This is a genomic window from Kitasatospora sp. NPDC001309 (assembly GCF_042896295.1).
In the GTDB taxonomy this organism is placed as follows: Bacteria; Actinomycetota; Actinomycetes; order Streptomycetales; family Streptomycetaceae; genus Kitasatospora.
In genome coordinates this window covers 1-23,118 of record NZ_JBIAXC010000046.1, presented here as the reverse complement: position 1 = coordinate 23,118, position 23,118 = coordinate 1, and the positions used below count along the sequence as shown (strand labels likewise).

Annotated in this window: 22 protein-coding genes; 12 read left to right on the top strand and 10 right to left on the bottom strand. The window is 73.6% G+C overall.

The window, feature by feature from the left end:
• Positions 1-76 precede the first annotated feature (76 nt).
• The 4 genes from ACFY2K_RS34205 (at position 77) to ACFY2K_RS34190 (ending at position 4,253) form a co-directional block, all read left to right on the top strand.
• Positions 77-1,096: an ABC transporter ATP-binding protein gene (locus ACFY2K_RS34205; RefSeq protein WP_380644417.1), complete on the top strand. Its 1,020-nt coding sequence runs from the start codon at positions 77-79 to the stop codon at positions 1,094-1,096.
• Positions 1,089-1,886, top strand: coding sequence for an ABC transporter ATP-binding protein (locus ACFY2K_RS34200; protein ID WP_375893537.1), 798 nt, complete (start codon positions 1,089-1,091; stop codon positions 1,884-1,886). The genes ACFY2K_RS34205 and ACFY2K_RS34200 overlap by 8 nt, the downstream gene beginning before the upstream one ends.
• 223 nt (positions 1,887-2,109) lie before the next feature.
• Entirely contained in the window at positions 2,110-3,342 is a 1,233-nt protein-coding gene (locus ACFY2K_RS34195) for an agmatine deiminase family protein (protein WP_380593688.1), read from the top strand.
• Positions 3,339-4,253, top strand: a complete 915-nt coding sequence (locus ACFY2K_RS34190) for a DUF4436 family protein (RefSeq protein WP_380593689.1) — start codon at positions 3,339-3,341, stop codon at positions 4,251-4,253. The genes ACFY2K_RS34195 and ACFY2K_RS34190 overlap by 4 nt, the downstream gene beginning before the upstream one ends.
• Before the next feature lie 7 nt (positions 4,254-4,260).
• Here the strand turns inward: ACFY2K_RS34190 and ACFY2K_RS34185 are convergent, their stop codons facing one another.
• From ACFY2K_RS34185 to ACFY2K_RS34170, 4 genes are all read right to left on the bottom strand, one after another.
• Complete coding sequence (locus ACFY2K_RS34185; protein ID WP_387716515.1) at positions 4,261-5,235, bottom strand: hypothetical protein; 975 nt, start codon at positions 5,233-5,235, stop codon at positions 4,261-4,263.
• Positions 5,236-5,290: 55 nt separating this feature from the next.
• Positions 5,291-5,968 carry a class F sortase gene (locus ACFY2K_RS34180; RefSeq protein WP_380530567.1) on the bottom strand — a complete coding sequence of 226 codons (678 nt, stop codon included), beginning with the start codon at positions 5,966-5,968 and terminating at the stop codon, positions 5,291-5,293.
• Between the two features lie 15 nt (positions 5,969-5,983).
• Entirely contained in the window at positions 5,984-6,760 is a 777-nt protein-coding gene (locus tag ACFY2K_RS34175) for a hypothetical protein (RefSeq protein ID WP_380530569.1), read from the bottom strand.
• Positions 6,761-7,038: 278 nt separating this feature from the next.
• Positions 7,039-7,593: a TetR/AcrR family transcriptional regulator gene (locus ACFY2K_RS34170; protein WP_375893548.1), complete on the bottom strand. Its 555-nt coding sequence runs from the start codon at positions 7,591-7,593 to the stop codon at positions 7,039-7,041.
• A gap of 312 nt (positions 7,594-7,905) precedes the next feature.
• Here ACFY2K_RS34170 and ACFY2K_RS34165 point away from each other — a divergent pair, with 312 nt between their 5' ends.
• The gene (locus ACFY2K_RS34165) at positions 7,906-8,592 is read left to right on the top strand and encodes a hypothetical protein (RefSeq protein ID WP_380644420.1); all 687 of its coding nucleotides are present in this window, start codon (positions 7,906-7,908) and stop codon (positions 8,590-8,592) included.
• A gap of 49 nt (positions 8,593-8,641) precedes the next feature.
• Here the strand turns inward: ACFY2K_RS34165 and ACFY2K_RS34160 are convergent, their stop codons facing one another.
• Positions 8,642-10,237 (bottom strand): phytoene desaturase family protein, encoded by a 1,596-nt coding sequence (locus tag ACFY2K_RS34160; RefSeq protein WP_387716512.1) that lies wholly within the window; start codon positions 10,235-10,237, stop codon positions 8,642-8,644.
• A gap of 166 nt (positions 10,238-10,403) precedes the next feature.
• On the opposite strand from ACFY2K_RS34160, the gene ACFY2K_RS34155 reads away from it, so the two are divergent.
• Together ACFY2K_RS34155 and ACFY2K_RS34150 are read left to right on the top strand one after the other, a co-directional pair.
• Positions 10,404-10,817: a hypothetical protein gene (locus ACFY2K_RS34155; RefSeq protein ID WP_380530581.1), complete on the top strand. Its 414-nt coding sequence runs from the start codon at positions 10,404-10,406 to the stop codon at positions 10,815-10,817.
• 96 nt (positions 10,818-10,913) lie between these two features.
• Positions 10,914-11,648, top strand: coding sequence for a hypothetical protein (locus ACFY2K_RS34150; RefSeq protein WP_380530585.1), 735 nt, complete (start codon positions 10,914-10,916; stop codon positions 11,646-11,648).
• Positions 11,649-11,667: 19 nt separating this feature from the next.
• On the opposite strand, the gene ACFY2K_RS34145 is transcribed toward ACFY2K_RS34150, so the two are convergent.
• From ACFY2K_RS34145 to ACFY2K_RS34135, 3 genes are all read right to left on the bottom strand, one after another.
• Entirely contained in the window at positions 11,668-12,255 is a 588-nt protein-coding gene (locus tag ACFY2K_RS34145) for an SMI1/KNR4 family protein (protein ID WP_380530588.1), read from the bottom strand.
• A 37-nt stretch (positions 12,256-12,292) separates the two neighbouring features.
• Positions 12,293-12,874 carry a hypothetical protein gene (locus tag ACFY2K_RS34140; RefSeq protein WP_387716510.1) on the bottom strand — a complete coding sequence of 194 codons (582 nt, stop codon included), beginning with the start codon at positions 12,872-12,874 and terminating at the stop codon, positions 12,293-12,295.
• 107 nt (positions 12,875-12,981) lie between these two features.
• Positions 12,982-16,464, bottom strand: a complete 3,483-nt coding sequence (locus tag ACFY2K_RS34135) for an NACHT domain-containing protein (protein ID WP_387716508.1) — start codon at positions 16,462-16,464, stop codon at positions 12,982-12,984.
• Positions 16,465-16,574: 110 nt separating this feature from the next.
• Here ACFY2K_RS34135 and ACFY2K_RS34130 point away from each other — a divergent pair, with 110 nt between their 5' ends.
• Entirely contained in the window at positions 16,575-16,916 is a 342-nt protein-coding gene (locus ACFY2K_RS34130) for a hypothetical protein (RefSeq protein WP_387716506.1), read from the top strand.
• A gap of 136 nt (positions 16,917-17,052) precedes the next feature.
• Positions 17,053-18,261, top strand: a complete 1,209-nt coding sequence (locus ACFY2K_RS34125; RefSeq protein ID WP_375893562.1) for a cytochrome P450 — start codon at positions 17,053-17,055, stop codon at positions 18,259-18,261.
• 73 nt (positions 18,262-18,334) lie between these two features.
• On the opposite strand, the gene ACFY2K_RS34120 is transcribed toward ACFY2K_RS34125, so the two are convergent.
• Positions 18,335-18,949: a TetR/AcrR family transcriptional regulator gene (locus ACFY2K_RS34120; RefSeq protein ID WP_380409308.1), complete on the bottom strand. Its 615-nt coding sequence runs from the start codon at positions 18,947-18,949 to the stop codon at positions 18,335-18,337.
• A 27-nt stretch (positions 18,950-18,976) separates the two neighbouring features.
• A complete protein-coding gene (locus ACFY2K_RS34115; protein WP_380530606.1) occupies positions 18,977-19,696 on the bottom strand; it encodes a hypothetical protein in 720 nt (239 codons plus the stop codon).
• Between the two features lie 249 nt (positions 19,697-19,945).
• Between ACFY2K_RS34115 and ACFY2K_RS34110 the strand changes: the two genes are divergently transcribed.
• The 3 genes from ACFY2K_RS34110 (at position 19,946) to ACFY2K_RS34100 (ending at position 22,668) form a co-directional block, all read left to right on the top strand.
• Positions 19,946-21,004, top strand: coding sequence for a helix-turn-helix domain-containing protein (locus tag ACFY2K_RS34110; RefSeq protein ID WP_380644427.1), 1,059 nt, complete (start codon positions 19,946-19,948; stop codon positions 21,002-21,004).
• Positions 21,005-21,208: 204 nt separating this feature from the next.
• A complete protein-coding gene (locus ACFY2K_RS34105; protein ID WP_375893569.1) occupies positions 21,209-21,487 on the top strand; it encodes a hypothetical protein in 279 nt (92 codons plus the stop codon).
• Between the two features lie 191 nt (positions 21,488-21,678).
• Positions 21,679-22,668: a phospholipase gene (locus ACFY2K_RS34100; RefSeq protein WP_387716503.1), complete on the top strand. Its 990-nt coding sequence runs from the start codon at positions 21,679-21,681 to the stop codon at positions 22,666-22,668.
• Positions 22,669-23,118: the final 450 nt, after the last annotated feature.

Below are 23,118 nucleotides of genomic sequence, written 5' to 3'. Positions count from 1 at the left end.
TCCGCCGCTTCGCGGCTCCGAGCCAAAGACCTATTCCTCCCCGGCCTGATGGCCAGGGCATCCTAGGAGATCAAAGGTGAACGCCCTCGACATCCAGGGCCTCCGGCTCCAACTGCCCGGCACCGCCCGGCCCGTCCTCGACGGGGTCGACCTCACCGTCGCCCCCGGCGAGACCGTCGCCCTGGTCGGCGAGTCCGGCTCCGGCAAGACCCTCACCTCCCGCACCGCCCTCGGCCTGCTGCCGTCCGGCGCCGCACCGGAGGGCACCGTCCTGGTCGACGGCGAGGACGTCCTGACCATGGCGCCCGCCCGGCTGCGCGCCCTGCGCACCGGCCAGGCCGCGATGATCTTCCAGGACCCCCGGGCCGCCATCAACCCGCTGCGCCGGATCGGCGACTTCCTCACCGAGAGCGTGCGCCTCACCGGCGCCATGAGCGCCGCCGACGCCGACCGGCGGGCCGTCGAACTCCTCGACGCCGTCGGCCTCGGCCCGGAACTGCTGAGCCGCTACCCCGGGCAGCTGTCCGGCGGCATGCTCCAGCGCGTGATGATCGCCGCCGCCCTGATGGGCGACCCGATCCTGCTGCTCGCCGACGAGCCCACCACGGCGCTCGACGTCACCAGCCAGGCCGAGGTGGTCGCCCTGCTCGGCCGGCTGCGCGAACGCTTCGGCACCGGGCTGCTGTTCGTCACCCACGACCTCGGCCTCGCCGCCGCGATCAGCGACCGGGTCTACGTCATGTACGCCGGACGGATCGCCGAGACCGGCCCCGCCGCCGAACTCTTCGCCCGGCCCCGCCACCCCTACACGGCCGCCCTGCTCGCCTCCACCCCCCGACTGGACGCCCCGGCCGGCCGGCTCGCCGCCATCGACGGCCAACCGCCCGACCTGCGGCAGGAGTTGAACGGCTGCGCGTTCGCCGCCCGGTGCTCCTTCGCCACCGAGGTGTGCCGGGAGCAGACCCCCGAGCTGGCCGGGGAGGCTCCCACTCCGGAGGAGCACCTGGTCGCCTGCCACCACCCGCTCGGGGACGGCCCGTTCGGGGACACCCCGGCCGGGGACGGCCCGCTCGAAGGGAGCCGCGCCGATGCCTGAGCCTGTACTCCAGGTCACCGGACTGCACCGGACCTTCGGCAGCGTCCGGGCGGTGGACGACGTCTCCTTCACCCTCGACGCCGGCGCCTCGCTCGGCATCGTCGGCGAGTCCGGCTCCGGAAAGACCACCACCGCGCGGATCATCGTCGGCCTCGAACAGGCCGACGAGGGGCGGGTCACCGTCCACGGCCGGCCGCGGACCGGCCGCGCCCGGGGCAGGGCCGAGCGGCTGGCCCGCGCCCGCGAGGTGCAGATGGTCTTCCAGGACCCGTACCTCTCGCTGGACCCGCGCACCAGCGTCGAGGCCGTGCTCCGGGAGACCCTGCGGCTGCACTTCCCGGAGACCGACCACCAGGCCCGGATCAAGGAACTCCTCGACCAGGTCGGGCTCGGCACCAGGGCCGCCGAAGCGCTGCCCCGCCAGCTCTCCGGGGGCCAGCGCCAACGCGTCGCCATCGCCCGGGCGCTGGCCGTGCGGCCGGCCGTCCTGGTACTGGACGAGGCGGTCGCCGCCCTGGACGTGTCCGTCCAGGCCCAGGTGCTCAACCTGCTCGCCGACATCCGCGAGGAGACCGGCATCGGCTACCTCTTCATCACCCACGACCTCGGCGTGGTCCGCTGCGTCACCGACGAGGTCGTGGTGATGCGGAACGGAAGGATCGTCGAGGCCGGACCGACCGCCCAGGTCCTCGACGACCCGCAGCACGCCTACACGGCGCTGCTGCTGGAGTCCGTCCCCCGGCCCGGCTGGGATCCCGACGGGATCGCCGCCGCGCGCCGCGCGCTGTAGCGCGACCCGGGACCGGCAGGTGGTGGGACCTGCCGGTCCCGGGTGGGGGACGGCGCGGTCCGCCGTCGTTCCGCGGCCGTGGCCAGGGTGGGGCGGGCCAGGGCGGGGCGGGTCAGGGCGGGGCGGGGATTCCCTCGAACGGCGGAGCCGCGCCGCGCCGGAACCTGACGCACCTTTCAGTAGCCTGCGGAGCCGAACCCGACACCTACCGGAACGAGGCCCCATGGCTCCCTCCCGGCCGTCCCGCCGTGCGCTCCTGCAGTCCGGGGCCGCGTTCGCCGCCCTGGCCCTGGCCGGCGGCTGCTCCTCCGACAGCACGGCGGACGAGCAGCCCGGACCGAGCAGCCCGGCCGCAGGCACCCCGGCCCCGTCGGGCAGCCAGGCCGCCGCCCGGGCGATGCCCGCCGAGTCGGGCCCGCACACCCGCACCTTCATGGCCTGGCCGGCCCTGGAGGAGGTCTGGGGCGACCAACTCCCCGGCGTCCGGCAGGACATCGCCTCGCTCGCCCAGGCCGTCGCGGGCTTCGAACCGGTCGTCCTGCTGGCCCGCCCCGACCAGGCCGACCAGGCCCGCCAGGCCTGCGGCTCCTCCGTCGAGGTGCTGGAGCTGATGGTCGACGACCTGTGGGCCCGGGACACCGGCCCGACCTTCGTCACCGGCGCCCAGGGCCTGGCCGGCGTCGACTTCAACTTCAACGGCTGGGGCGGCAAGCAGACCCACGCCAACGACGGCCAGGTCGCCCGCAACCTCCTCGACCACTACGGCATCACCCGCATCCAGGCGCCGATCACCGGCGAGGGCGGCGGCATCGAGGTCGACGGCGAGGGCACCCTGATGGCCTGCGAGAGCTCCTGGGTCAACGACAACCGCAACCCCGGCAAGAGCCGGGACCAGATCGAGGCGGACTTCAAGGACCTGCTCGGCGTCCGGAAGGTGATCTGGTTCAAGGGCGTCGCCGGACAGGACATCACCGACTGCCACGTCGACGCGCTCGCCCGCTTCGCCGAGCCCGGCACCGTCGTCCTGCACCGCCCCGCCGCCGACACCCCGCCGGACGTCTGGACCACCGCCTCCAACCAGGCCGTCCAGGTGCTCCAGACCGCGACCGACGCCAAGGGCCGCACGCTCAAGGTGGTCGACCTCCCCGAGCCCGACTTCGACCTGATCCAGGGCGCGGGCAAGAACTTCCTCGCCACCTACATCAACTACTACGTCTGCAACGGCGGCGTGATCGTCCCGAAGTTCGGCGACCAGGCCGCCGACGACAAGGCGGCCGGCATCATCGGCGACCTCCACCCCGGCCGCAAGGTCACCCAGGTCTCCATCAACCACATCGCCGCGGGCGGCGGCGGCATCCACTGCGCCACCCAGCAGCAGCCGGTCGCCGCGGCGGGCGCGTCGGGCGCGTCGGCCGGAGCGCCGTCCGGCCCGGCCTCGCCCGCCGCCTCGTCGTGAGGGGCCGCGGCCGACTGCGCGGCAACCGCTTCGCCCTCGCCCTGCTGCTGCTCGCCGTACTCTGCTCGGCCGGCATCGCGCTGTACTTCAACGAGCGCGACACCCGGCAGCAGACCCGGGAACTGGCCCTGCCGACGGCGGCGGACTGGATCGAACTCGACCTCACCGCCCAGGAGATCGACCCCGGGTCGGGCGACCTCGGCCTCTACGTGGCGGCCGTCCCGCACGGCAGCCTCGCCGACGGTCCGGACTCCGCCGTGTTCACCCGGCAGGTCGACATCACCGTCCACTCCGCGGCCAGCACCGACCTGCGGGCCGCGGCGGGGGAGACCGTCACCGCCCGGTCCGTCCAGGCCAACCTCTACGACGGCACCGAGTCCGACTACCCCTTCGACCGCTACCACTTCGAACTGGGCTTCTCGGCCACGGACAGCGCCGGCGCGGTGCCGGTCGGCCTGGTCTTCGCGGACGCCGACCCGTTCTTCGTGGTGCGGCCCACCAGCACCCCGCACACCTCCGGCGTGACCGTCCTGGACGGCCGGGTCAGCCGGGCGCGCAGCACCTTCATCCTGGCCTGGTTCATGATCGCCGCGATGTGGGCGCTCGCCCTGGCCGTGCTGGGCGGCGCGGAGGTGCTCTACCGCGGCGGCCAGGGGCTGGTCTGGCCCTCGCTCGGCTGGATGGCGGCGACCCTCTTCGCGCTCATCGGCATGCGCAACGCGGCACCGGGCTCGCCACCGGTCGGCTCGCTGATGGACTACGTGTCCTTCTTCTGGGCCGAGGGGATCATCGCCGCGAGCCTGGCCTTCACCGTCATCGCCGGGGTCCGGGTCGAGCACCGCAAACGCCGCGCGGAGGAAGCGGCCGCGGAGCCTTCGGCGGGCCCGGCGGCCGATCCCGCCGGACCCTGATGGTCCGTCAGCCGCTCCGATGGGCCGGGGCCACCGGCCGTGCGACCGCCGCCTCCCGGCCCGCCGGGACGCCGGGGGCCGCACGCGCGGCGCGCGGGGCGGTGGCGGCGAGCAGGAGGGCGAGCAGGACGTAGAGCGGGGCGGCGTTGGGGTCGGTCGCCTGGCCGGTGGACAGGCCGCCGAGGCTCTGCCCGAGCACCCAGAACACGAGGGAGAGGGCGACGGCGGCACCGGCGGCCGGCGGCCGCAGGCGTGGTCGCAGCGCCGCGAGCCCGATCAGGGCCTGCGCCGCGACCAGGGCGATGGTGACGGCGGTGCCACCGGCGGCCAGGGCCGACACGGTGTGCGCGCCGGCCGGGCGGAGCCAGGCGGGAGCACTGTCCGCGCTCCCGGCGACGGCCTGGAGGGCGCCGTTCCCGGGCAGCGCCTGGAGCACGGCCGCGCCGACCCACAGCACCACCCAGGACCAGGTGAGCCATCCCGTCCGCAGTCCGTCGGCCGGTTCGGTCCGGACGGCGGCGTCGCCGGGAAGGCCTCCGGACGCCGGTGGCCGGGCCGGCCACAGGGCGAGCGCGACGACCGCGTACAGCACGACGGCGCCCGGTCCGCCGGTGAGCATCAGCGCGTGCGCACTCGTCAGGCCGCCGAGGCCCTCGCCCAGCCACCAGACGGCGAGCGCCCAGGCGATCGAGGCGCCGAGCGCGAGGCGGACCCGGCGGGCCGAGTGCGCGAGGACCAGCGCGGCGCCGAGCAGGAGTTGGGTGGCGGCGAACAACAGGTCGAGGGGGAGTGGTGCGGTGGCGATCAGCCGGGCCGCCCAGTGCACCGGGCCCGCGACGACGGCGGGCTGCTGGTCGCCGGCCGGGGCGATGATCCGGTGGGCGAAGCCGGTGGTGAACATGAAGGGCTGCAGCTGCAGCGCTCCGGCGAGGAGCCACAGCAGACCCAGGGTCACCTGGGCCCGGCGGCGGGTGATGCGCATGGCGTCTCCAGCGGGAGGGGGAGCCCGCCCGGCACCGCTGGGGCGCCGGGCGCGCTCAGGGGAGCGGGCCGGTCGGGTCGGCGTCGGCGACGGTGTTGCCGCGGTAGGAGTGGGTGGCCTGGTCCCAGTCGCCGCAGGTGATCAGCCTCAGGTGGGGCAGGGCGTCGGCGGATCCGTAGACGGCGAGGGTCGGGAACGCGTCCTTGGGGTACTCCCGCACCGTGTCGACGCGGAAGGGGACGGTGGCACCGTCGGCCAGGGTCACCGACACCTGGTCCCCGGGCCTGAGGGCACCGAGCCGGTAGAAGACCGCCGGCCCGGTCCGGGCGGAGTCGACGTGGCCCAGGATGACCGAGGCCCCGACCTGGCCCGGGCTCACCGATCCGGTGAACCAGCCTGCCTGGAGGGGCTGTTGGGGCACCTGGACGGTGCCGTCCTGGTTCAGGCCGAGTCGCAGCAGCGAGGTGTGGACGTGGATCGACGGGATGTCGAGTTCGGTCGGGGGCGAGGCGGGCAGCGGACCGGGCGGCAGCGCGGCGCCGCCGGGCGTTCGTTCGGCCGGGAGGGGCGCGGCCGGGAGGGCGGCCGCGGCATTCGGTCGGGGCGGCGGCTCGGCGTGGTCGGTGGCGGCCAGGGCGAGGGTGCTCGCTCCGCCACCGGCCAGCAGGCCGGTGGCGGCGAGCACCGCGAGGCGTCGGCGGGCGCCGGACACGGTCGGGTGGTTGCCGGGCATGGCGGGGCCGGGGGGTCAGGAACGGTCGTCGCCGACCGGCCGGCGGCGGCGCAGCACCCAGGCTCCTCCGGCGGCCGCGACCAGCAGGAAGCTGCCGCCCGTGACCAGGGCCGCGTCGTCGGGACGGTGCTGGGTGGCCCCCGAGCCGGTGGCCGCGCCGCCGGTGGGCATGGCCTGGAGGGTGCCGCACAGGGCGGGTGCGGTGGCGGTCTGCGGCAGGGTCGGGTCCAGGTCGCTCGGGCCCAGGACGTCGGTGAACTTGCCGCTGCCGTTGTAGTCGAGGCCGTGCACCACGATGACGGCCTTGCCGGAGCGGATGTTGTTCGCCACGTCGTCGGTGACCGTCACGGTGCGTGCGTAGTGGAAGGAGCTTCCGGTGGGGAAGCGGTCGACGGCCAGGCCGCTGGCGGGGCTGGTGTCACCGCTGGTGGTCAGGGAGGTGCCGATCATTCCGTAGGAGGGGTGGCCGTCACTGGTACTGATCGCGGTGTGGCCGTTGAGGTTGGTGGCCGCCGCGGCGGTCGGGCACACGCCCATGCCGTCGACGTGGATGTGCATCGCGTGCGGGACCCCGGCCAGCAGGCCGGTGGTGTCGACGGTGACGGTGGCCTGGTCGCCGCTCAGTGAGAGCGTCGCGCTGCCGGAACCGGTGACGTTGTTGGTGGGGACGGGCTGGAGTCCGGCCTGGTAGCCGGGGGGACTCGACGAGCCGGCGGCGAGGGCTGTCGCGGGTACGCCCGCGGTCAGGCCCAGCGCGCCGGCGGCGGCCAGGCAGTAGATGGCTTTGCGCATGATGATCGTCCGCTCGTCGGGGCGGCCCGGCCGGGTGGGAACCGGTCGGACGCAGCCCGTTCGGACTGGCGGCGTGGTCGCCGCTCCTGGGGGTGGGCACCCTCGCCCCGGTGCTGCCCGGGGCGGGGTGGGGACGCCGTGCACCGAGCGGTGCGGGCGTCGGGTCGGTTCACCAGGGATTCGTGGCGGGCGGTGTGCCGGATGGGTCGGTCCGGCGGATCATCGTGCGGAAGGGGTCTGCCGGCGCGGGAACTCCCCGTTCCCGGCGAGGAGATCGTTCAGGAGCCGAGCCGGACCAGTTCGGCGTCGATCGCGTCGGCCATCAGCATCCGGGCGTGCGCCAGCGGCAGGCTGCCGCTCAGCCAGCGGGTGCTGAGGCCTTCGAGCAGCGCGGTGAGCCGCTCCGCCGCACCGGCCAGCGCGACCGCCGAGGACATCGGCTGCACGCCGCCCAGCAGTTCGGCGATCTCCTGGACCCAGACCCGGGTGGCGCGGGCGAGGTCCTCGCGCAGGGTCTCGTCGAAGACGGCGCTGGCGCGCAGCTCGCCCCAGGCGGTGCTGTTCTCCCGGACCTCGACGCTGTCCTGGAGCTCCAGCAGCAGCGTCTGCTCCAGCTCCTCGCGGGCCGTCAACGGCGGTGCGTCGGCGGCGCGTTCGGTCGTGTAGCGCTCGGCCCGGTCGTTGATGAACTCCAGCGTCTGCCGGAGGATCCCGGTGCGGTCCTTGAAGTGGTAGTAGATGAGCGCGGTGGACACGCCCGCCTCGGCGGCGAGCTCCTCCACCCGCAACCCGCGTACCCCGCGCCGCGCGATCACCCGCGCCGCAGCTTCCATGATCGACGTTTTCCTACTGGCCACGGTCCACCACCTTACCCGCGGGGCGCGCCAAGATCACTCCGTATGCTGAAAGTCCCGTCAGGTGGGACGCCGGGCGGATGCCGGTCGAGGACCGCACGTCCTGACGACTTTCGGACAAGCTGCGCCCCGGGGGCGGAATTCTCCGGTCCTCCGCTGAACTTTCACGCCTCCACCACCTAGGGTGGCTCTCGTTCGACCGCCGGGTGGACCGGCGCAACGGGGGCACCTCATCCTCCTCAACACCCCAGGAGCACACCGGACATGATCCTGCGTCAGATAGTGAAGCGCGTGAGGACCCTGGCGGTCGGACGGGGCGCCGGCGCCGCCGTGGCGTCGATCGCCCTGATCGCGGCCGTCGCCCTGGGCGGCACCGTCTCCGGCATGTCCACGGCCGAGGCCCGGACGGCGGGCTGGGGCAACGGAGGCAAGTGGAGCTGCTCCGGGCAGCCCGTCGCCGCCGGGAACGTCATCACCGACCACGACCCCAGCGGCTGCAGCGGCGCCGGCTCCTGGTACCAGCAGCCGGCCAAGGACGGCATCTGGACCTGCTCCGGCTCCCCGGTGGTGGCCGGCTACGTCATCACCGACCACCAGACCACCGGCTGCCGGGGCATGGGCTCCTGGCGGCACAGCCTCGTCCACGACGGCATCTGGACCTGTTCCGGCTCGCCCGTCGTGCCCGGCTACGTCATCAGCAACCACTTCCGCAGCGGCTGCGGCGGCATCGGCAACTGGCAGCACAGCCTCCCGCACGACGGCATCTGGACCTGCTCCGGCTCCCCGGTGGTGGCCGGCTACGTGATCACCGGCCACCAGGTGGCGGGCTGCGACGGCGCCGGCTCCTGGCGCCACAACATCGCCCGCGTCGGCCTGTGGACCTGCCCCGGCTCGCCCGTCCCGGCCGGCTTCCGGGCCACCCAGTACAACGCCGGCGCCTGCGACGGCCTCGGCGGCTGGGCCCTCGCCCGCGCCTGACGCACCGCCACCGGGCCGGCCCCGTCCCGGCCGGCCCGGTCCCCAGTCGTTACGGGGCCGGTTCGGCCAGGACGGCCTGCGCCGCGTTGTGCCCCGGGATCCCGCTGACCCCGCCGCCGCGGACGGCGCCCGCCCCGCAGAGCAGCACGTTCGGGTGGGCGGTGGCCACGCCCCAGCGGGCGGCGGGGTCCGCCCGCTCCTCCCCGCCGCCGTCCCGGTCCTCCGTGAAGGGGAAGGCGAGGTCGCGATGGAAGATGTGCCCGCCCGGCAGCCCGAGCTCCCGCTCCAGCGCCGGCGGCGTCCGGGCCTCCACGCAGGGCCGTCCGTCCGCGTCCACGGCCAGGCAGTCGGCGATCGGCTCGGCCAGCACCGCGTCCAGCTGCGCCAGGCTCGCGGCCAGCGCGCGCCCCTCGGCCGCCGGGTCGCCGAACAGCCGGGCGGGCATGTGCAGTCCGAAGAGCGTCAGGGTCTGGTACCCCTGCCGGACGGCCTCCGGCCCGAGGACGGACGGGTCGGTGAGGGAGTGGCAGTAGATCTCGGACGGCGGCGCCGAAGGCAGTCGGCCGGCCAGCGCCTCGGTGTACGCGGTCTCCAACTGCCGGTAGCCCTCGGCGATGTGGAAGGTCCCGGCGAAGGCCTCGCGCGGGTCGGCGGCGGCGTCCCGCAGTCGGGGCAGCCGGCGCAGCACCATGTTGACCTTGAGCTGGGAGCCCTCCGGGGCGGGCCCCGGGTCCTCGCCGAGCAGCCGGGCCAGGGTGGCCGGTGCGGTGTTCACCAGCACCCGGTGCCCCGCCACCGTCGCCTCGCCGTCCCGGTGCCGGTACGTCACCTCGGCGTCGCCCCGGCCGTCGGTGGCGACGGCCGTCACCTCGCAGCCGGTCCGGAGCTCCGCCCCGGCCGCCCGCGCGGCCCCGGCCAGGGCGTCCGTCACCGCGCCCATCCCGCCGACCGGCACGTCCCAGTCGCCGGTCCCGTTGCCGATGACGTGGTAGAGGAAGCAGCGGTTCTGCCGCAGCGCGGGGTCGTGGGCGTGGGTGAAGGTGCCGATCAGCGCGTCCGTCAGGACCACCCCGCGCACCAGGTCGTCCGTGAAGCTGCCTTCGACCACCTCGCCGAGCGGCCGCTCGAACAGGGCCGTCCAGGCGGCCTCGTCGTCGACCAGCCGACGGAACTCGGTGCGGGTGCGCAGCGGTTCGGTGAGGGTGGGGAACACCCGCCGGGCGACCTCCGCCGTCATCCCGTAGAAGCGCTGCCAGGCCTGCCACTCCCGGTCGCCGCCGGTCAGGCTCCGGAACGACTCCCGGGTGCGGTCCGGGTCGGCCGCGTCCACCAGCAGCCCGGTGGGCTTCCCGTCCCGCAGCGTGGGGGTGTAGGAGGAGATCCGGCGGCGGCGCAGGTCGAGCCGCAGCCCGAGGTCCCGCACCACCTGCCGGGGCAGCAGGCTGACGAGGTAGGAGTAGCGCGACAACCGGGCGTCCACGCCGGGGAACACCCGGGCGGAGACGGCGGCCCCGCCCACCCGCGCCAGCCGTTCGAGGACCAGCACCCGCCGCCCGGCCCGCGCCAGGTAGGCCGCGGCCACCAGTCCGTTGTGCCCGCCGCCGACGATCACGACGTCGTACCGGGTTGACACCTTCGTGGTCATCCGGTCACGGTACGACACCACACCCGTGCGGGGAACCCGCACGACGCCGGTGGGTCCGGGCGCCGCGCCCGGACCCACCGGTGCCCCCAGCGGCCTCGTCGGCACCGCACCTGGTGCTCCGCTAGGCTCAACACCCGCTGTCCGCGCGACGATTGGTGGTGCTCCGATGCAGGGTTACGGCCGGACCGAGCTCGAGTGGAACGAGTTGGCGGAGGCCGCTCACGACCACCTGGCCGAGGTCGCCAGGGCCGGTGGCCTGACGACGTACACCAAGCTGAGCGCGGCCCTGGTGGAGCGGACGGGGCAGCCCGGGTTCGACTTCTCCCGGGCGGACCACCGGGCAGCGGTCGGGTACCTGCTGTGGCGCGTCACCACGGACGGCCGGACCGGGCAGGAACCGATGCTGTCCGCATTGGTCCGGTACGAGGGCATGAACGACGCCGGCCCCGGGTTCTACGGTCTGGCGCAGGAGCTCGGGCTCCTGTCGCTCGGCGCCTCCAGGGCGGAGAAGGACACGTTCTGGAGCGGCCAGGTCGGAGCTCTGCACACCGCGTACGCCCGTCCCGGCGGTCCGGCCTGAGGGCGGTCCCGAGGGCGGTCGACCTGCCGACCGACGCAAGGCCGCCATGATCACGGGATCCGGCCCCGTGGTACGTTCCGGGACCAAGGGGGCGACATGGACGAGACGTCGACGGCACGTGAGGAACTGGACCGGCTGGGTCGGTCCCTGCACGGGCAACTGGTCATACTGGTCAAGGACTTGACCGTTCGTGCTCACCTCCGCCGACTCGCACTCGGCGAGCCGGAGCCGGAGATCACGGACCGGCCCGATCCGCTGCGCCACCACCACGCGCTGGCGTACCAGGGCAACCGTCCGAAGGCCGCCACCGCCGCCGAGACGTCCGACCGGGCGGTCTCCCTCCTCGACGCGGCCGGCTGGGACGTCACGACGTCACGGCTGGACGACGACGGGAGGGTCTGGACGGTCGTCCTCGCCCGCCGGGACGGCAGCACCATCCGCGTCCTGACGAGCGACGACACCCCAGCGGTGGTCTTCCGCGGACAGACGGCGGACCTGGCCCTGCACACCCCGCAACCGGCGCCGCACCCGGTGCCGGAGCCCCAGCCGGAACCCGACCCGGAACCCGACCCGGAACCCGACCCGGAGCCGGTGCGCACGCCCGAGACCCTGACACCCGGCTACGTCCTCTGCTACGAGTGCGACGGCCTCGGCCTCTGCCTCCTCTGCCGCGGCCGCGGCTGGCGGCCCCGCCTGCCCGAGGGCAAGCGCCGCTGCGGCGAATGCCAGGCCAGGAAGGTCTGCGTCATCTGCAGGGGCGGCGGCCAGCTGAGCATCTACGGACTGTCCACCTACCAACGCGGCTACTACCCGGAGCTGGACCAGCACTGACCTCGGCCGTTGCGGGGAGTCACAGCTCCGGGGCCATCCGATGCCGGTGTGGATGGCCGCGAAGCCGGGGCGAGGTGAGTTCCAGCGCCCGGTTGTCGAGCCCGGCGCTCATCTGGTCTAGCCAGCGCTCGTACCAGTCGAGGAAGTCGGCGGCGGAGGAGACGTTGGGCCCCCAGTGCCCGTCGCCGTTGCCGACGAGGACTCGGCCGGTGAGGGGCCCGGTCACCGCGATGACGCACACGTCGGTGCAGCCCATCTCGATGATGTGGAGGAAGAGGTCGCGATCGTGCGACCCGGCCGCCGGGCGGTCGAAGCCCCGGGGCGTCCCCGGCTCTCCGCGCGGCTCCATGACCAGCAGGGAGCACCGCTCCAGTGGAACGAGGCCGTAGAACGGTGCCGCGCCGGAGCCGCCGAGGTACCTGAGGAACTGCCGGTGGGCGCTGTGCAGGGCGACGCCGTGCTCGGCCTCGAACGCAGCGATCCGCGCTTCCGACACCTTCGGTCCGAGGCGGAACCTGTGCTGCTCCTCCCCGAAGGAGTGGCTGCGCAGCGGCTGGAACGGGATCGCGGCCAGCTTGCGCCGCAGACGGGGTATGCGGGGGTCCATGGTGGGTCTTCTCTCGTCCCCGTCACCCTAGAGCGTGTCAGGGGATGAACTGCGCTCCGAGCAGGCCGTGGCCGGCGTTCGCCGCCGCGCGCCAGACCGGGGGTACGCCGTCGAGCAGGGCGGTGATGTCGTCCCGGCCGCCCTCGTCGTGGAGGGCGGCGGTGAGGAGCAGTTCGGCCTGGTGCCGGCTCTGCGGGGTCCAGTCGTAGGCGCGTTCGACGGCGGGAAGGGTCTGCACGACCTGTTCCGGGGTGAGGAGGAGGTCGCCGAACCAGCCGGGCAGGCGCGCGAAGCGCTGCGGGCCGAGGGCGAAGGCCATGGCGGAGGCCGGGTAGGCCTTGCGGGCGGAGGCCACGACGTGCGGCAGGGACTTGTCGTAGCCCTGTTCCCAGGCCTCGTAGACGGTGCAGATCCGCTCGTCCAGTGCGGACGGTGCGGTGAGATCGATGAAGCGGTCCAGCGCCTCCGGGGTGCTGCCGCCGGCCCGCCACCACCGGAGGAGGTCCGTGGACGCCTGGAGCGCGGCCTCCGCCTCGATGACGGGAGCGAGTTCCGGCGCGTACCGCGCGACGGTGTCGGGCCGTACGGGGACCAGACACCACATGCCCAGGAAACTCATCGGTGGCCCCCTTGTCGTGTTGCCGTGATGGTGTCACGCCCCTCCGACAACGGGATGCCGCGCCGCCCGGGTCCGGGGCGAAGGCTCCGGTAGCTCCCCCGCTCCGCTCATTCCGTGGCCGTCAGCCAGGCGTGGAGTCGGCGCAGGGCGAGGGTTTCCGCCGGGGAGGCGGGCGCGGTCAGTGCCTGACGCAGTGCCCGGTCGGCCGCGTCGTGGGCTCCCGCGGCGATCAGTGACTGCAGGGCCCGCCACCGGGTCTCGTCGGCGGCGCCCGGCGTCGTGCAGACGCGGCACCACAGGGGGACGGCCTCCTGGGCGAGTCCTGCGCCGGCCAGGAGGGAGGCGGTCTCGGCGACCCGGCCGATCGTGCCGAGGGAGGCCGACACGCGGCCGAGGACCTCCCGAACGCCCCCCGCGCCGGCCACGGCCGCCCACGACCGGACGACGGCCCGGAGCTCCGGACCGGTCAGACCGGGGTCGTCGAGCAGCCGGCGCCCCAGCTCCATGACGGCCTTGTCCTGTCCGTGTTCGACCAGGACGGGCAGGAGCTCCGTGCGCAGCGCCGCCCCGCCGTACGGGCGGGCCTCCAGGGCGTCCAGGACCTCCTCGCAGGCCGACGCGCCGTCGTGGCGCAGCACGACGCGGGCGGCGTTCACGAACGCCTTGGTGCTGCTGCCGGGTTGCCGGAGCACGCGGAGGGCGAGCGGCAGGACGGCGGCGGGCGCCGCACCGGCTTCGAGCAGCAGCCCGAGGGCGGTCGCGTGGTCCTCGGGCTTCCCGTCGAGTCTCTCCAGCCAGTGCCGCACCTCGTCCGCCGCGTCCGGGCCGAGGGCCCTGACGAGGACCATGAACTCCAGCTGGAGGCTGTACCTCCGCCGGGTCGTGGCACCGAGGCCCGTCCGGACCAGTTCGAGTGCCTGCGCGGCGAATCCCTCGCGCAGCAGGTCGTGGGCGATGCTCGGGCGCTCGTCCGCGTTCCACACCGAGGCCTCGCGCAGGAACCCGACGATGCGGTCGGCTCCGGCGGCGCCCTCCGTCTCGACCCACGCCGTCACGACGTCGCTGTTGTCGTCGCTGCTGATCGATTCGTCGAGGAAGCGTCGGGTGAGCGGGGCGGCCTCGTCGGTGCGCCCGAACCGGAGCAGGGTGAGGATCAGGCCCCGGGCCGACCAGATCTGGGAGTCGTTCCGGGCTCCGATGATCCGGGCGACCTCCTCGGCGGCGTCCGCCCCGTCGACGTCGAACCAGAGTTCGCCGGCCCTCTCCAGGCGCTGGTCGTTGTGCTCGGGGCCGGTCAGGACGGACCGGGCGAGGTCCACCAGGCCCTCGGTGCTGCCCTCGGCGAGGAGCAGGTCCCCGGCGGTCAGCCGGTCCCAGACGGAGACGCGCGGAGCGGTGAGCAGACGCCTCAGGGCCTCGGTCCGGAACGGCCCGCCCGAGGGGTCGAGCGAGGCGAGGTGCCGGCAGCACAGCAGCACGGTCTCCGGCGTCCCGGTCGAGGCCAGGCCCTCCAGGGCGGTGATGCCGTCCCGGAGGGAGGCGACGTTCGCGAGCGCGGCGGCCGCCCCGGTGCGCAGGGACGGCGGGAGGCCCTCCGCCTGCGCGACGGTGCGAAGGCGGGCGGCGAGCCGGCGGTTCCCGCGCAGCTGGGACAGCTCGGCGAGGACCTCGGCGTCGGACGTGGCGAACCGCGACCTCTCGTCACCGGCGAAGTCCGTCAGGCGGTCGATCACCGACTGTTCGAGCGCCTCGCCCAGGGGTACGCCCGCCGTGACCAGGCGCAGTGCCATGACCCGGTGCTGCAGCTCGCCGGCGAGCAGGTGGCGGACGATCAGGCCGACGTCGTTGCCGGGCCGCCGCGCCCAGAGGGCACAGGTGAACAGCATCTGGTTGCGGGCGCCGGCGCTGGTGGCGGCGGCGGCCCAGGGGCCGAGGCCGGGGAAGTCGGAGGGGATCCCCGGCGCCTCGTCCCGGGCGGCGAGGAACTCGGCGAACGACTGGTGGAGGAAGGACAACTCGGTGCCGTCGAAGGAGAGCACACCGCTCTGCGCCAGGAACTGCCCGAGTTCACCGTCAGCGCCCTCGGGCCAGCGCAGGCCGGAGGGGAGTCGGTCCGCCAGCCACGTCCGGGCCTCGCCGACGAGCGAGGTCTCCGGCGACCCCTTGAGCCGCGCCCAGGCGAGGTGGGTCACCAACCGGTCGCGGTGCTCCAGCAGCCACGCGGCCATGGGGCCCAGCTCCCGCTGCTCCCAGCGTTCGACGAACCGCTTCGTGACCGCTCGGTTCCCCTCCCGGGCGGTCCTGAGCTGGTCCAGGAACGCCTCGTACAGGTCGACCCGGCCGCGGGGCAGCGGAGCGCGCGGGTTGCGGCTGCGGAAGGCGGCCGCGATGGTCGCCAGCAGCGGCACCCGGAGCACCTCCTGCAGACCGGCCTCGTCGACCTCGTCCAGGAACCGCCGGGCGTGGACGGCGGCGTCGTCCGATCCCTGGGCCCGGAACCAGCGCTCGGCGAAGGCGAGTTGCTGGTCGGTGTCGAATCCCTTGAGGGTGTAGAAGCCGATGCCCGGCAGGTCCTCGAAGGGTTCGAGCTCGCCCTGCGGGAGGGGGCGGGAGGTGATGACGAACCGGAAGTGCCCGCCGGGCGGCATCTGTTCGGCGAGCTTCCGCAGGGCGTTGTGCCGGATGACCGGTGAGGACACCTCGTCCAGGCCGTCGACGACGACGAGCCACCGGACGCCGTGCGGGCGGCTCGCGAACCGCTCGTGGTGCACGGGCTCGGTCTGGGTGCCGCTGCGGTTCACCGCCTCGCTCAACTGCCGGTACCAGGCCTGGGGGAGATGGAGGTCCGCCGAGGCGATCCGGACGGCGACCACGGCGCTCGGGTACCAGGGCTGTGCCCCGCCGTCCTCGTCCTCGCACAGCCAGTACCTGGCCACCTGCCGCACGAGGTGCCGGCCCAGGGTGGTCTTGCCGGTGCCCGGACCGCCCGTGATGAAGAGGTGGTCGTGCGTCGCCAGGGCCTCGGCGAGGGTCGAGGCCGACGGGTGGGGCCGCCGGGCGGCCTCCTGCCCCGGTTTCTCGGGGCCCTGCGGCAGGGGCTGGACGTCCTGCTCGACGTAGACCTCGGACAGCGGCGGTCTGACGACGCCGAGCAGGTCGTAGGGGAACTGCTCGGCGGCGGCGGCCTGGCTGCGCAGCAGGTCCTCCAGCCACGGGTCGGGCAGGGGGATGTCCGTCCACTCCACGTTCCTGACGCCTGCCCCGCGCGTCGCGTGGCGCCGGGCGCGCTCCGCCAGCCTCGACTGCCGTTCGGCGCGACTCCACAGGGAGGCGACGGCCTCCGCGGGGTGGCCGAGCGCCGCGGCGAGCTGCTCGGCCGCCTGCCGTCGGCAGAGGCGGCGGGCGCCCAGGACGTCGTACACGGTGTTCTTGTCGGGAGCCACCGGGGCGCCGGGCGCACGGGGGGCCTTGAGGAAGGCGTGGACGCTGACGTGTCCGGCGGCTCGCAGCGCCGAGCGGAACCACTCGGCGAGTTCGGCCAGTTCGGGCCGCTCGCGCTGCTCGGTCTTCCTCGGCCGTCCGTTCGCCATCAGCCCGCTCTCCATGGGTTTCCGCAGAGTTTCCTCACGCTAGAGGGAAATCCCGCCGCAGGTGGAGGGTTTGTCGCATCGGTTTCGACGAGTGACGGGGGAGCGGCGCGATGGTGTTCGACGCGGTGGTGAACGGTCTGGACGGTGCCCGGGCGGCAGCCGTGACGGTTCCGGTGGTGATCGCCGCGGTGGCGCGCCGCTGGCTGCGCTACCGGGAGGCCGTGCGGCGGGAGGCGGAGCGCACCCGGCAGGTCGAGACGGCCGTCGCGGGGACGGAGTCACGGCACCGGGCCGCGGTGATGGCGGCGAGCGCGTGGCTCCGGGAACCGCCGCGGACGCACGACGGGCACCGTTCGACGTCGGATCGGCCGACGTCGGAGCGGCCGACGTCGGAGCGGTCGGGTTCGGATCGGCCGACGTCGGAGCGGCTGAAAGGGCGGCGGGGAGGCTGACTGTGCGTACCGGCGGTGTTACGCTCGCCACAAGAGAGAGCTGACTCTCACTTGTTGGGTCCGGGCCTCGTTCGTCCACCCCGGCCCCGAGTGGGCAGGAGAGAGCCGCTCCGCAGAGTGTTCGTGAGGAGAGACCATGAACGCGCCCGCACCGCAGTTACCCTTCGAACGTCCCAACGCCCTGGACCTGGCGCCGCTGCTCGCGCGGCTGCGCGAGGAAGGGCCGATCACCCGGGTGACGACACCCGCCGGGGACCCGGCCTGGCTGGTGACCCGCTACGAGGAAGCCCGGGAGATCCTGAGCGACACCCGGTTCTCCCGGCTGCGCCCCGACACCGCGGACTCCCCGAGGATCTCGGCCTCGGCCCTGCACACCCGCCCCGCCCCCACGCCCGAGGAGGAGGACCGCGAGCACGCCCGGATGCGGCGGATGCTGGCACCCGCGTTCAGCGCGCCGCGGATGCGGCGGCTGGGCGAGCGGATCGGGGAACTCGCCGCGTCCTGCCTGGACGGGATGGAGGAGGAGCGCGCAGGGGATCCGCGCCGCGCCGTCGACCTGCACGGCCACCTGTCCTTCCCGCTGCCCGTGATGGTGATCTGCGAGCTGCTGGGCGTGCCCGTCGCGGACCGGGAGCTGCTGCGCGGCTGGTCGGAGCGGATCGCCGCGCTGTACGGCGGGGCCGACGGGGCCGCGGCCATGGCCGAGTTCGAGGCGTACGTGGCCGCGGTCGCCGAGGACAAGCGCAAGCGGCCGGGACAGGACGTGATCAGCGACATCCTGGCCGTCCAGGCACAGGACCCGTCCTTCACCGAGGAGGAGATGACCCGCCTGGCGGTGGGACTGCTGTTCGCGGGCCACGAGACGACGTCGACCCGGATCGACCTCGGAGTCCTGTTCCTGCTGAGCGACACCGCCCGGCGCGACCGCTTCGCCGCCGACCCCGACGGATCGGCCCGCGCCACCGTGGAGGAGGTCCTGCGGATGGCCGCGCCCGGTGCCCTGGGCCTGACCCGCTACGCCCGCGAGGAGGTCACCGTCGCGGGGACGGCGATCGCGCGGGGCGAGGCGGTGCTGGTGGCGATCAACGCCGCGAACCGGGACGGGCGGGCGTTCGAGGAGCCGGACACCTTCGACCCGTCGCGTTCCCCCAACGCCCACCTGGCCTTCGGGCACGGCGGCCACTACTGCATCGGCAACGCGCTGGCCCGCACCGAGATGCAGATCGCGCTGACCGCGCTGGTCCGACGCTTCCCCGGCCTCCGGCTGGCGGTGGACGCGCGCAGCCTGCGCGACCACTCCGAACGGCTGGCGGGCGGCATCGGCGAGGTGCCGGTGCTGTGGTGAACGGGGGCCGTCTGACGTCTGACCTCTGACGTCCGAGGTCTGACGTCAGCCCTCAGCCCTCAGCCGTAAGCCGTCAGGGCGTGCGGGTGCGCAGCGCGGGGGCGGGGCAGGGCAGTGGGCGGGCCCCGGTGGGGGAGAGGCCGTCGAGGACCAGGGCCAGGTACCGGCGCCAGCCGCCCTCACCCGGGTCCACCGTCCACAGCACCGAGACCAGCATGACGACGACGCGGTGCAGGTCGTCGGGCACGAGGTCGGTGCGGAGCACGCCCGCTGCCTGACCGCGCGCGAGGAGGACGTCGAGGGCGGCGAAGAACTCCTCACCGGTCGCCGGGGTCAGCACGCCGGCGGCGCGGGCGGCGGCCAGCACGTTGTAGTCGCCGGCCACCGACTCCAGAGCCGCCGCCAGCACGCGGGCCAGCCCGCCCGCGGGATCGGGATCGTGGGCGGCGGCCTGGATGACGGGCCGGACGTGCTCGTCGAAGCGCTGGTCCAGCACGGCCCGCAGGAGCGCGGCCTTGTCGGGGAAGCGGCGGAAGAGCGTGGCGGCCCCGAGGCCGGCCCGGCGCGCCACGTCGTCGAGGTGGGCGTCGGGGCCCTGCTCGGCGAAGACCTCCCGGGCAGCCCGGATGATCTTCTCCGCGTTGCGGGCGGCGTCGGCGCGCAGCAGCCGGGGAGCGTCGGGGACCATCCCGGCACCCTATCGCCGCAGCGGCCGCTACCCGAGGCCCTCCGCCACGCGGACGAGTTCCTCGTCCGTGAGCCGCGGGGGGCCGCCGGTGGTGACGACGAAGGTGTAGGTGCCGTCGGACCAGGTCAGTGAATGGGGGCCACCTGGGGAGTCCGCGTGCGTGATGCTCGCCGGGAGGCCCTTGACGGTGGCGGCCTTGCCGGGCGGTGGTGTGCTGCTCCGGAGGGTCTGGCCGATGATCAGGCTCCCTTGTGTGTCGGGCTCCGTGCCCAGGGTGTACCGGACGGCCCAGGCCGGGGTGTCGGTCGGGACTGCTGCCAGGCCGGGCAGGTAGACCATCCTGCCCGCGGGGGCGGGGTAGTAGTTCTCCGGGAGGAACGCGGGCCGGAGGAGCTTGCGCTCGTCGAAGTGGACGGCGGGCTTGCCCGTGGCGTCGTCGAGCGTTCTCGTCCCGAGGGGTTCGCTCAGGCGGGTGGTGATCTGCGCGGCGCCGCCCGGGTCGCAGAACCCCGGACGGACCGTGTGCCGCAGGGAGACCGTCACCGTGCCGGTGGACTCGTGGGCCACGAGCTCCGGCCGTTCCTCGCACCCCCAGCCGATGTTGAGCGTCAGGGTCAGGCCGTCGGAGCTGACCAGCAGCGGGTAGCCGGCCACGGGGCCTTGGCTGACCCGGGTTTCCGGGCCCCGATCCATCCACGCGTTGATCGCGATCGCGACGCCGCCGCCGAGGACGGCCACGACTGCCACGGCGGTCAGGCGGTTCCGTCGTCGACGGTTCGTCAACTGTCCTGCGGTGTCTTGTGTCACGGTCCCTCCCCGGCGGTCACGGTCATGCTCGCGGCCCGGCCCGTTCGAGGTCAAACGAGGCGGTGGGACGCGGCAGCGCCTCATCTTGACGGTGGCGTGACAATGCACCGGGGAGGGCCTCGCCGATTCGACAGGGGAGGCATGTCAGGCATGTCTGGAAGGGACGGGATGTTCGCGCAAGGGACGAGCATGCTCCAGGGTGAGGGTTTGTCGGCGAAGGACGGTTTCGAGTGCTGGCGGGACGGGCTGGCCAGGAGGAGGGAGTGCGAGGCGACGAGTGCTCACGCACACGACTTCACCTGGCAGGTGCGGCTCTTCGAGCTGGGACCGGTGGTGCTGGTGGGCTCGTCGTTCCCGTCGGCGCGGTTCTGGCGTACGGAGCGGATGATCCGGCGTTCGGATCAGGAGCTGTGCTACCTGACGCTGCTGACCTCCGGAACCCACGCGCTCCGGCGGGGGCGGGACCAGGCGGAGACGTTCGGCGCCGGGGACTTCTCCCTCGTCGACAGCTCCACCCCGCACGATGCGCGGATGTTCGGGGACCGGGCCCCGGGCGGGAGCGGTCCGGACGTCGTCGGGGTGGGGATCGACCTGCCCGTGTCGCTGCTGCCGGTGCCCCCGCACCGGATGCGTGACCTGCTCGGCCGCAGGCTCTCCGGCCGGGAGGGCACAGGGGCGCTGCTGGCGCAGTTCCTCCTCGGGCTGGAGCGCCAGGCCGCCGCCCTCCAGCCCGCGGAGGCGTCCCGCCTCGGCACGGTGGTGCTCGACCTGATGTCGGCCTGGATCGCCGGGGAGCTCGACGCCGAGCGCACGCTGCCCCTGGAGGCCCGGCAGCAGGCCCTGGTGGAGACCATCCGCGCATTCGTCCGGGCCAACCTGCACGACCCCGGACTCACCCCGCCCGTGGTCGCCGCCGCCCACCACATCTCCGTCAGCCACCTGCACCGCCTCTTCGCGCGCCACTCCCAGGCGGAGACCGTGAGCGGGTTCATCCGCCGCCAGCGGCTGAGGAAGGCCCACCGCGACCTCGTCGACCCGGCCCTGATGGCCGTGCCGGTCCACGCCATCGGCGCCCGCTGCGGCATCCCCAACCCCTCCGAGTTCAGCCGCGCGTTCAAAGCCGCGTACGGCCTCTCCCCACGCGAACAGCGCCGCCGGGCCCTACCCGGGCCGACGGTCGAGGAGACGCTGCGCACAGGGTCGGAGACTCGTCGCGCATTCCACCACCGGACCGCCGACCTAGCGTGAGACGTGCACGGGGAGCCCCGCCCGGAATGCCCGTGTCACCGGATCAGATCAGCCACGACCTGGAGGTCATCGATGAAGAGGGCAATCGCCACACTCACCGCCACGGGGGTCCTGACCGTGGCCACCCTGGTCGGAGGCGCCGCGAGCGCCGGCGCGGCGACCCCGGCCCCGGCCCCGGCGCCGGCCCCTGCGCATGCTGCCGCTGTGGCCGCCAACCCCATCGGCTCCTACGGCCCGTTCGGATCCGCTCAGGAGTGCACGCAGTACGTCGCGGACTACGGCAACTTGGGCTTCTGGGACTGCGAGTACGCCCAGCACAACTGGTACGCGTTCAGCCCGAACGCCGGCCACGTCGCGATCGATTCCTGGGGCCCGTTCGGATCCGCCCAGGAGTGCATCTCCTGGGTGGGGAGCATCAACAAGCTCGGCGTCTTCGACTGCGAGTACGCCCTGACCAAGTGGTACGCGTTCGCCCCGGTCTAGGAGCTGCGACCGCCCGCGCCGTGAGGTCCCGCCGAGCCCCGGAGAAGTACTCCGGGGCTCGGTGGTGTCTGCGGACGGTGGAGGCCGAACCGCCGGTGATCGGGTTCAGGCCCCATCCACCGTTCGACGACGTACAGTTGGCACGTTCGGTCATGTTCACCTCAGAACACGGACGAGAAGGAGTGCCTTTCTTGACCACTCACCTCAGGACCGGCGCCCGCGTGCGGATGGTTCCCGCGCTGGCCGCGACGCTGTGCGGGATCATCGGCGGCACCGCGCTCGGAACCTCCCCGGCCGCCGCGGCCGACCAGCGCCACCCGATCTACGCCATCGCCCACCGGGTCGACACCCTGGACGGCGTGGACGCGGCGCTCAAGCACGGCGCCAACGGCATCGAGATCGACGTCTGCGCCTGGTGGAACCCGAACGAGTGGCGCGCCTACCACGACTGTTCCTCGGCCGGGGAGAACCGGCTCGGCCCCAGCTTCGACAGCATGATCGACCGCATCCTCTCCAACGCCAACGCGGGCCGCCGGCTGTCGCTGGTCTGGCTGGACATCAAGGACCCCAACTACTGCGGCGAGGAGCCCAACCGCACCTGCAGCGTCGCGGGCCTCCACGACAAGGCACAGCGGCTGACCGCCGCCGGCATCCAGGTCCTCTACGGCTTCTTCGAGTACCACGGCGGCAACACCCCCGACGTCGGCGGCCGCGGCTGGAAGAGCCTGGAGGGCAAGCTCGGCCGTCTGGAGGGCATGACCACCACCGGGGCCCGTGACAAGGTCGTCGGCGCCTTCAACAGCTCCGGTGCCGGCATCCCGGTCGGCCGCCGGGCGATGGACTACGGCGACACCGACATCAAGAACGGGTTCGGCAACTGCACCGAGGCCACCTGGAACACCTGCGCGGAACTGAAGAAGGGAGCGGCCGACCGGGCAGCCGGCCGACTCGCCGCCACGCTGTCCTGGACGACCACCTACAACGACCCCTGGTACGTGGACAAGCTCCTCGGCGACGCCCAGGTCGACGGCATCATCGCGGGCTACGGCGCCTTCACGGGCGTGCGGGAGTACGACGACACCTGGCAGTGCGCCAACGCGATCAACCTCGTCCGCGACTGGGTCAACCGCCACAGCGGCACCCACCGGATGGCCAACAGCGGTGACCGCCTCTTCAAGTAGGGGACCGTCAGCCCCGGACCGCTCCCGCGCGGCCCGGGGCCGGGCATTTGTTTCGGGCGAGAAGTAGGGGTACTGTCTCCCAGTCGCCCGACAGGGAGCACCGGACACGCGATGGCGCGGACGGTTCCGGGGTGGCCAATCCACGAGAAACAGCACAGGCCGACTTCGGCATGCCTGGTTATCGGGATTGCGGCCGGATTCGCTTTTCGGAGCGGGGCTCGGCTAGAGTTTGAAACGTCGAACGGGGCATCAAACCCCGGAAGGCACCGGCGAGTTGGATGACGAAGCCCCGGAAAACGGAGCGGAAAACATCTGATAAGCTTGAAACACGAAAGAACGAAGCGCCCGGAGGGAACGCTGGAAGGCGGTCCGAAGGAAGCGTCCGTTCCTTGAGAACTCAACAGCGTGCCAAAAGTCAACGCCAGATATGTTGACATCCCCGGCCTCAGG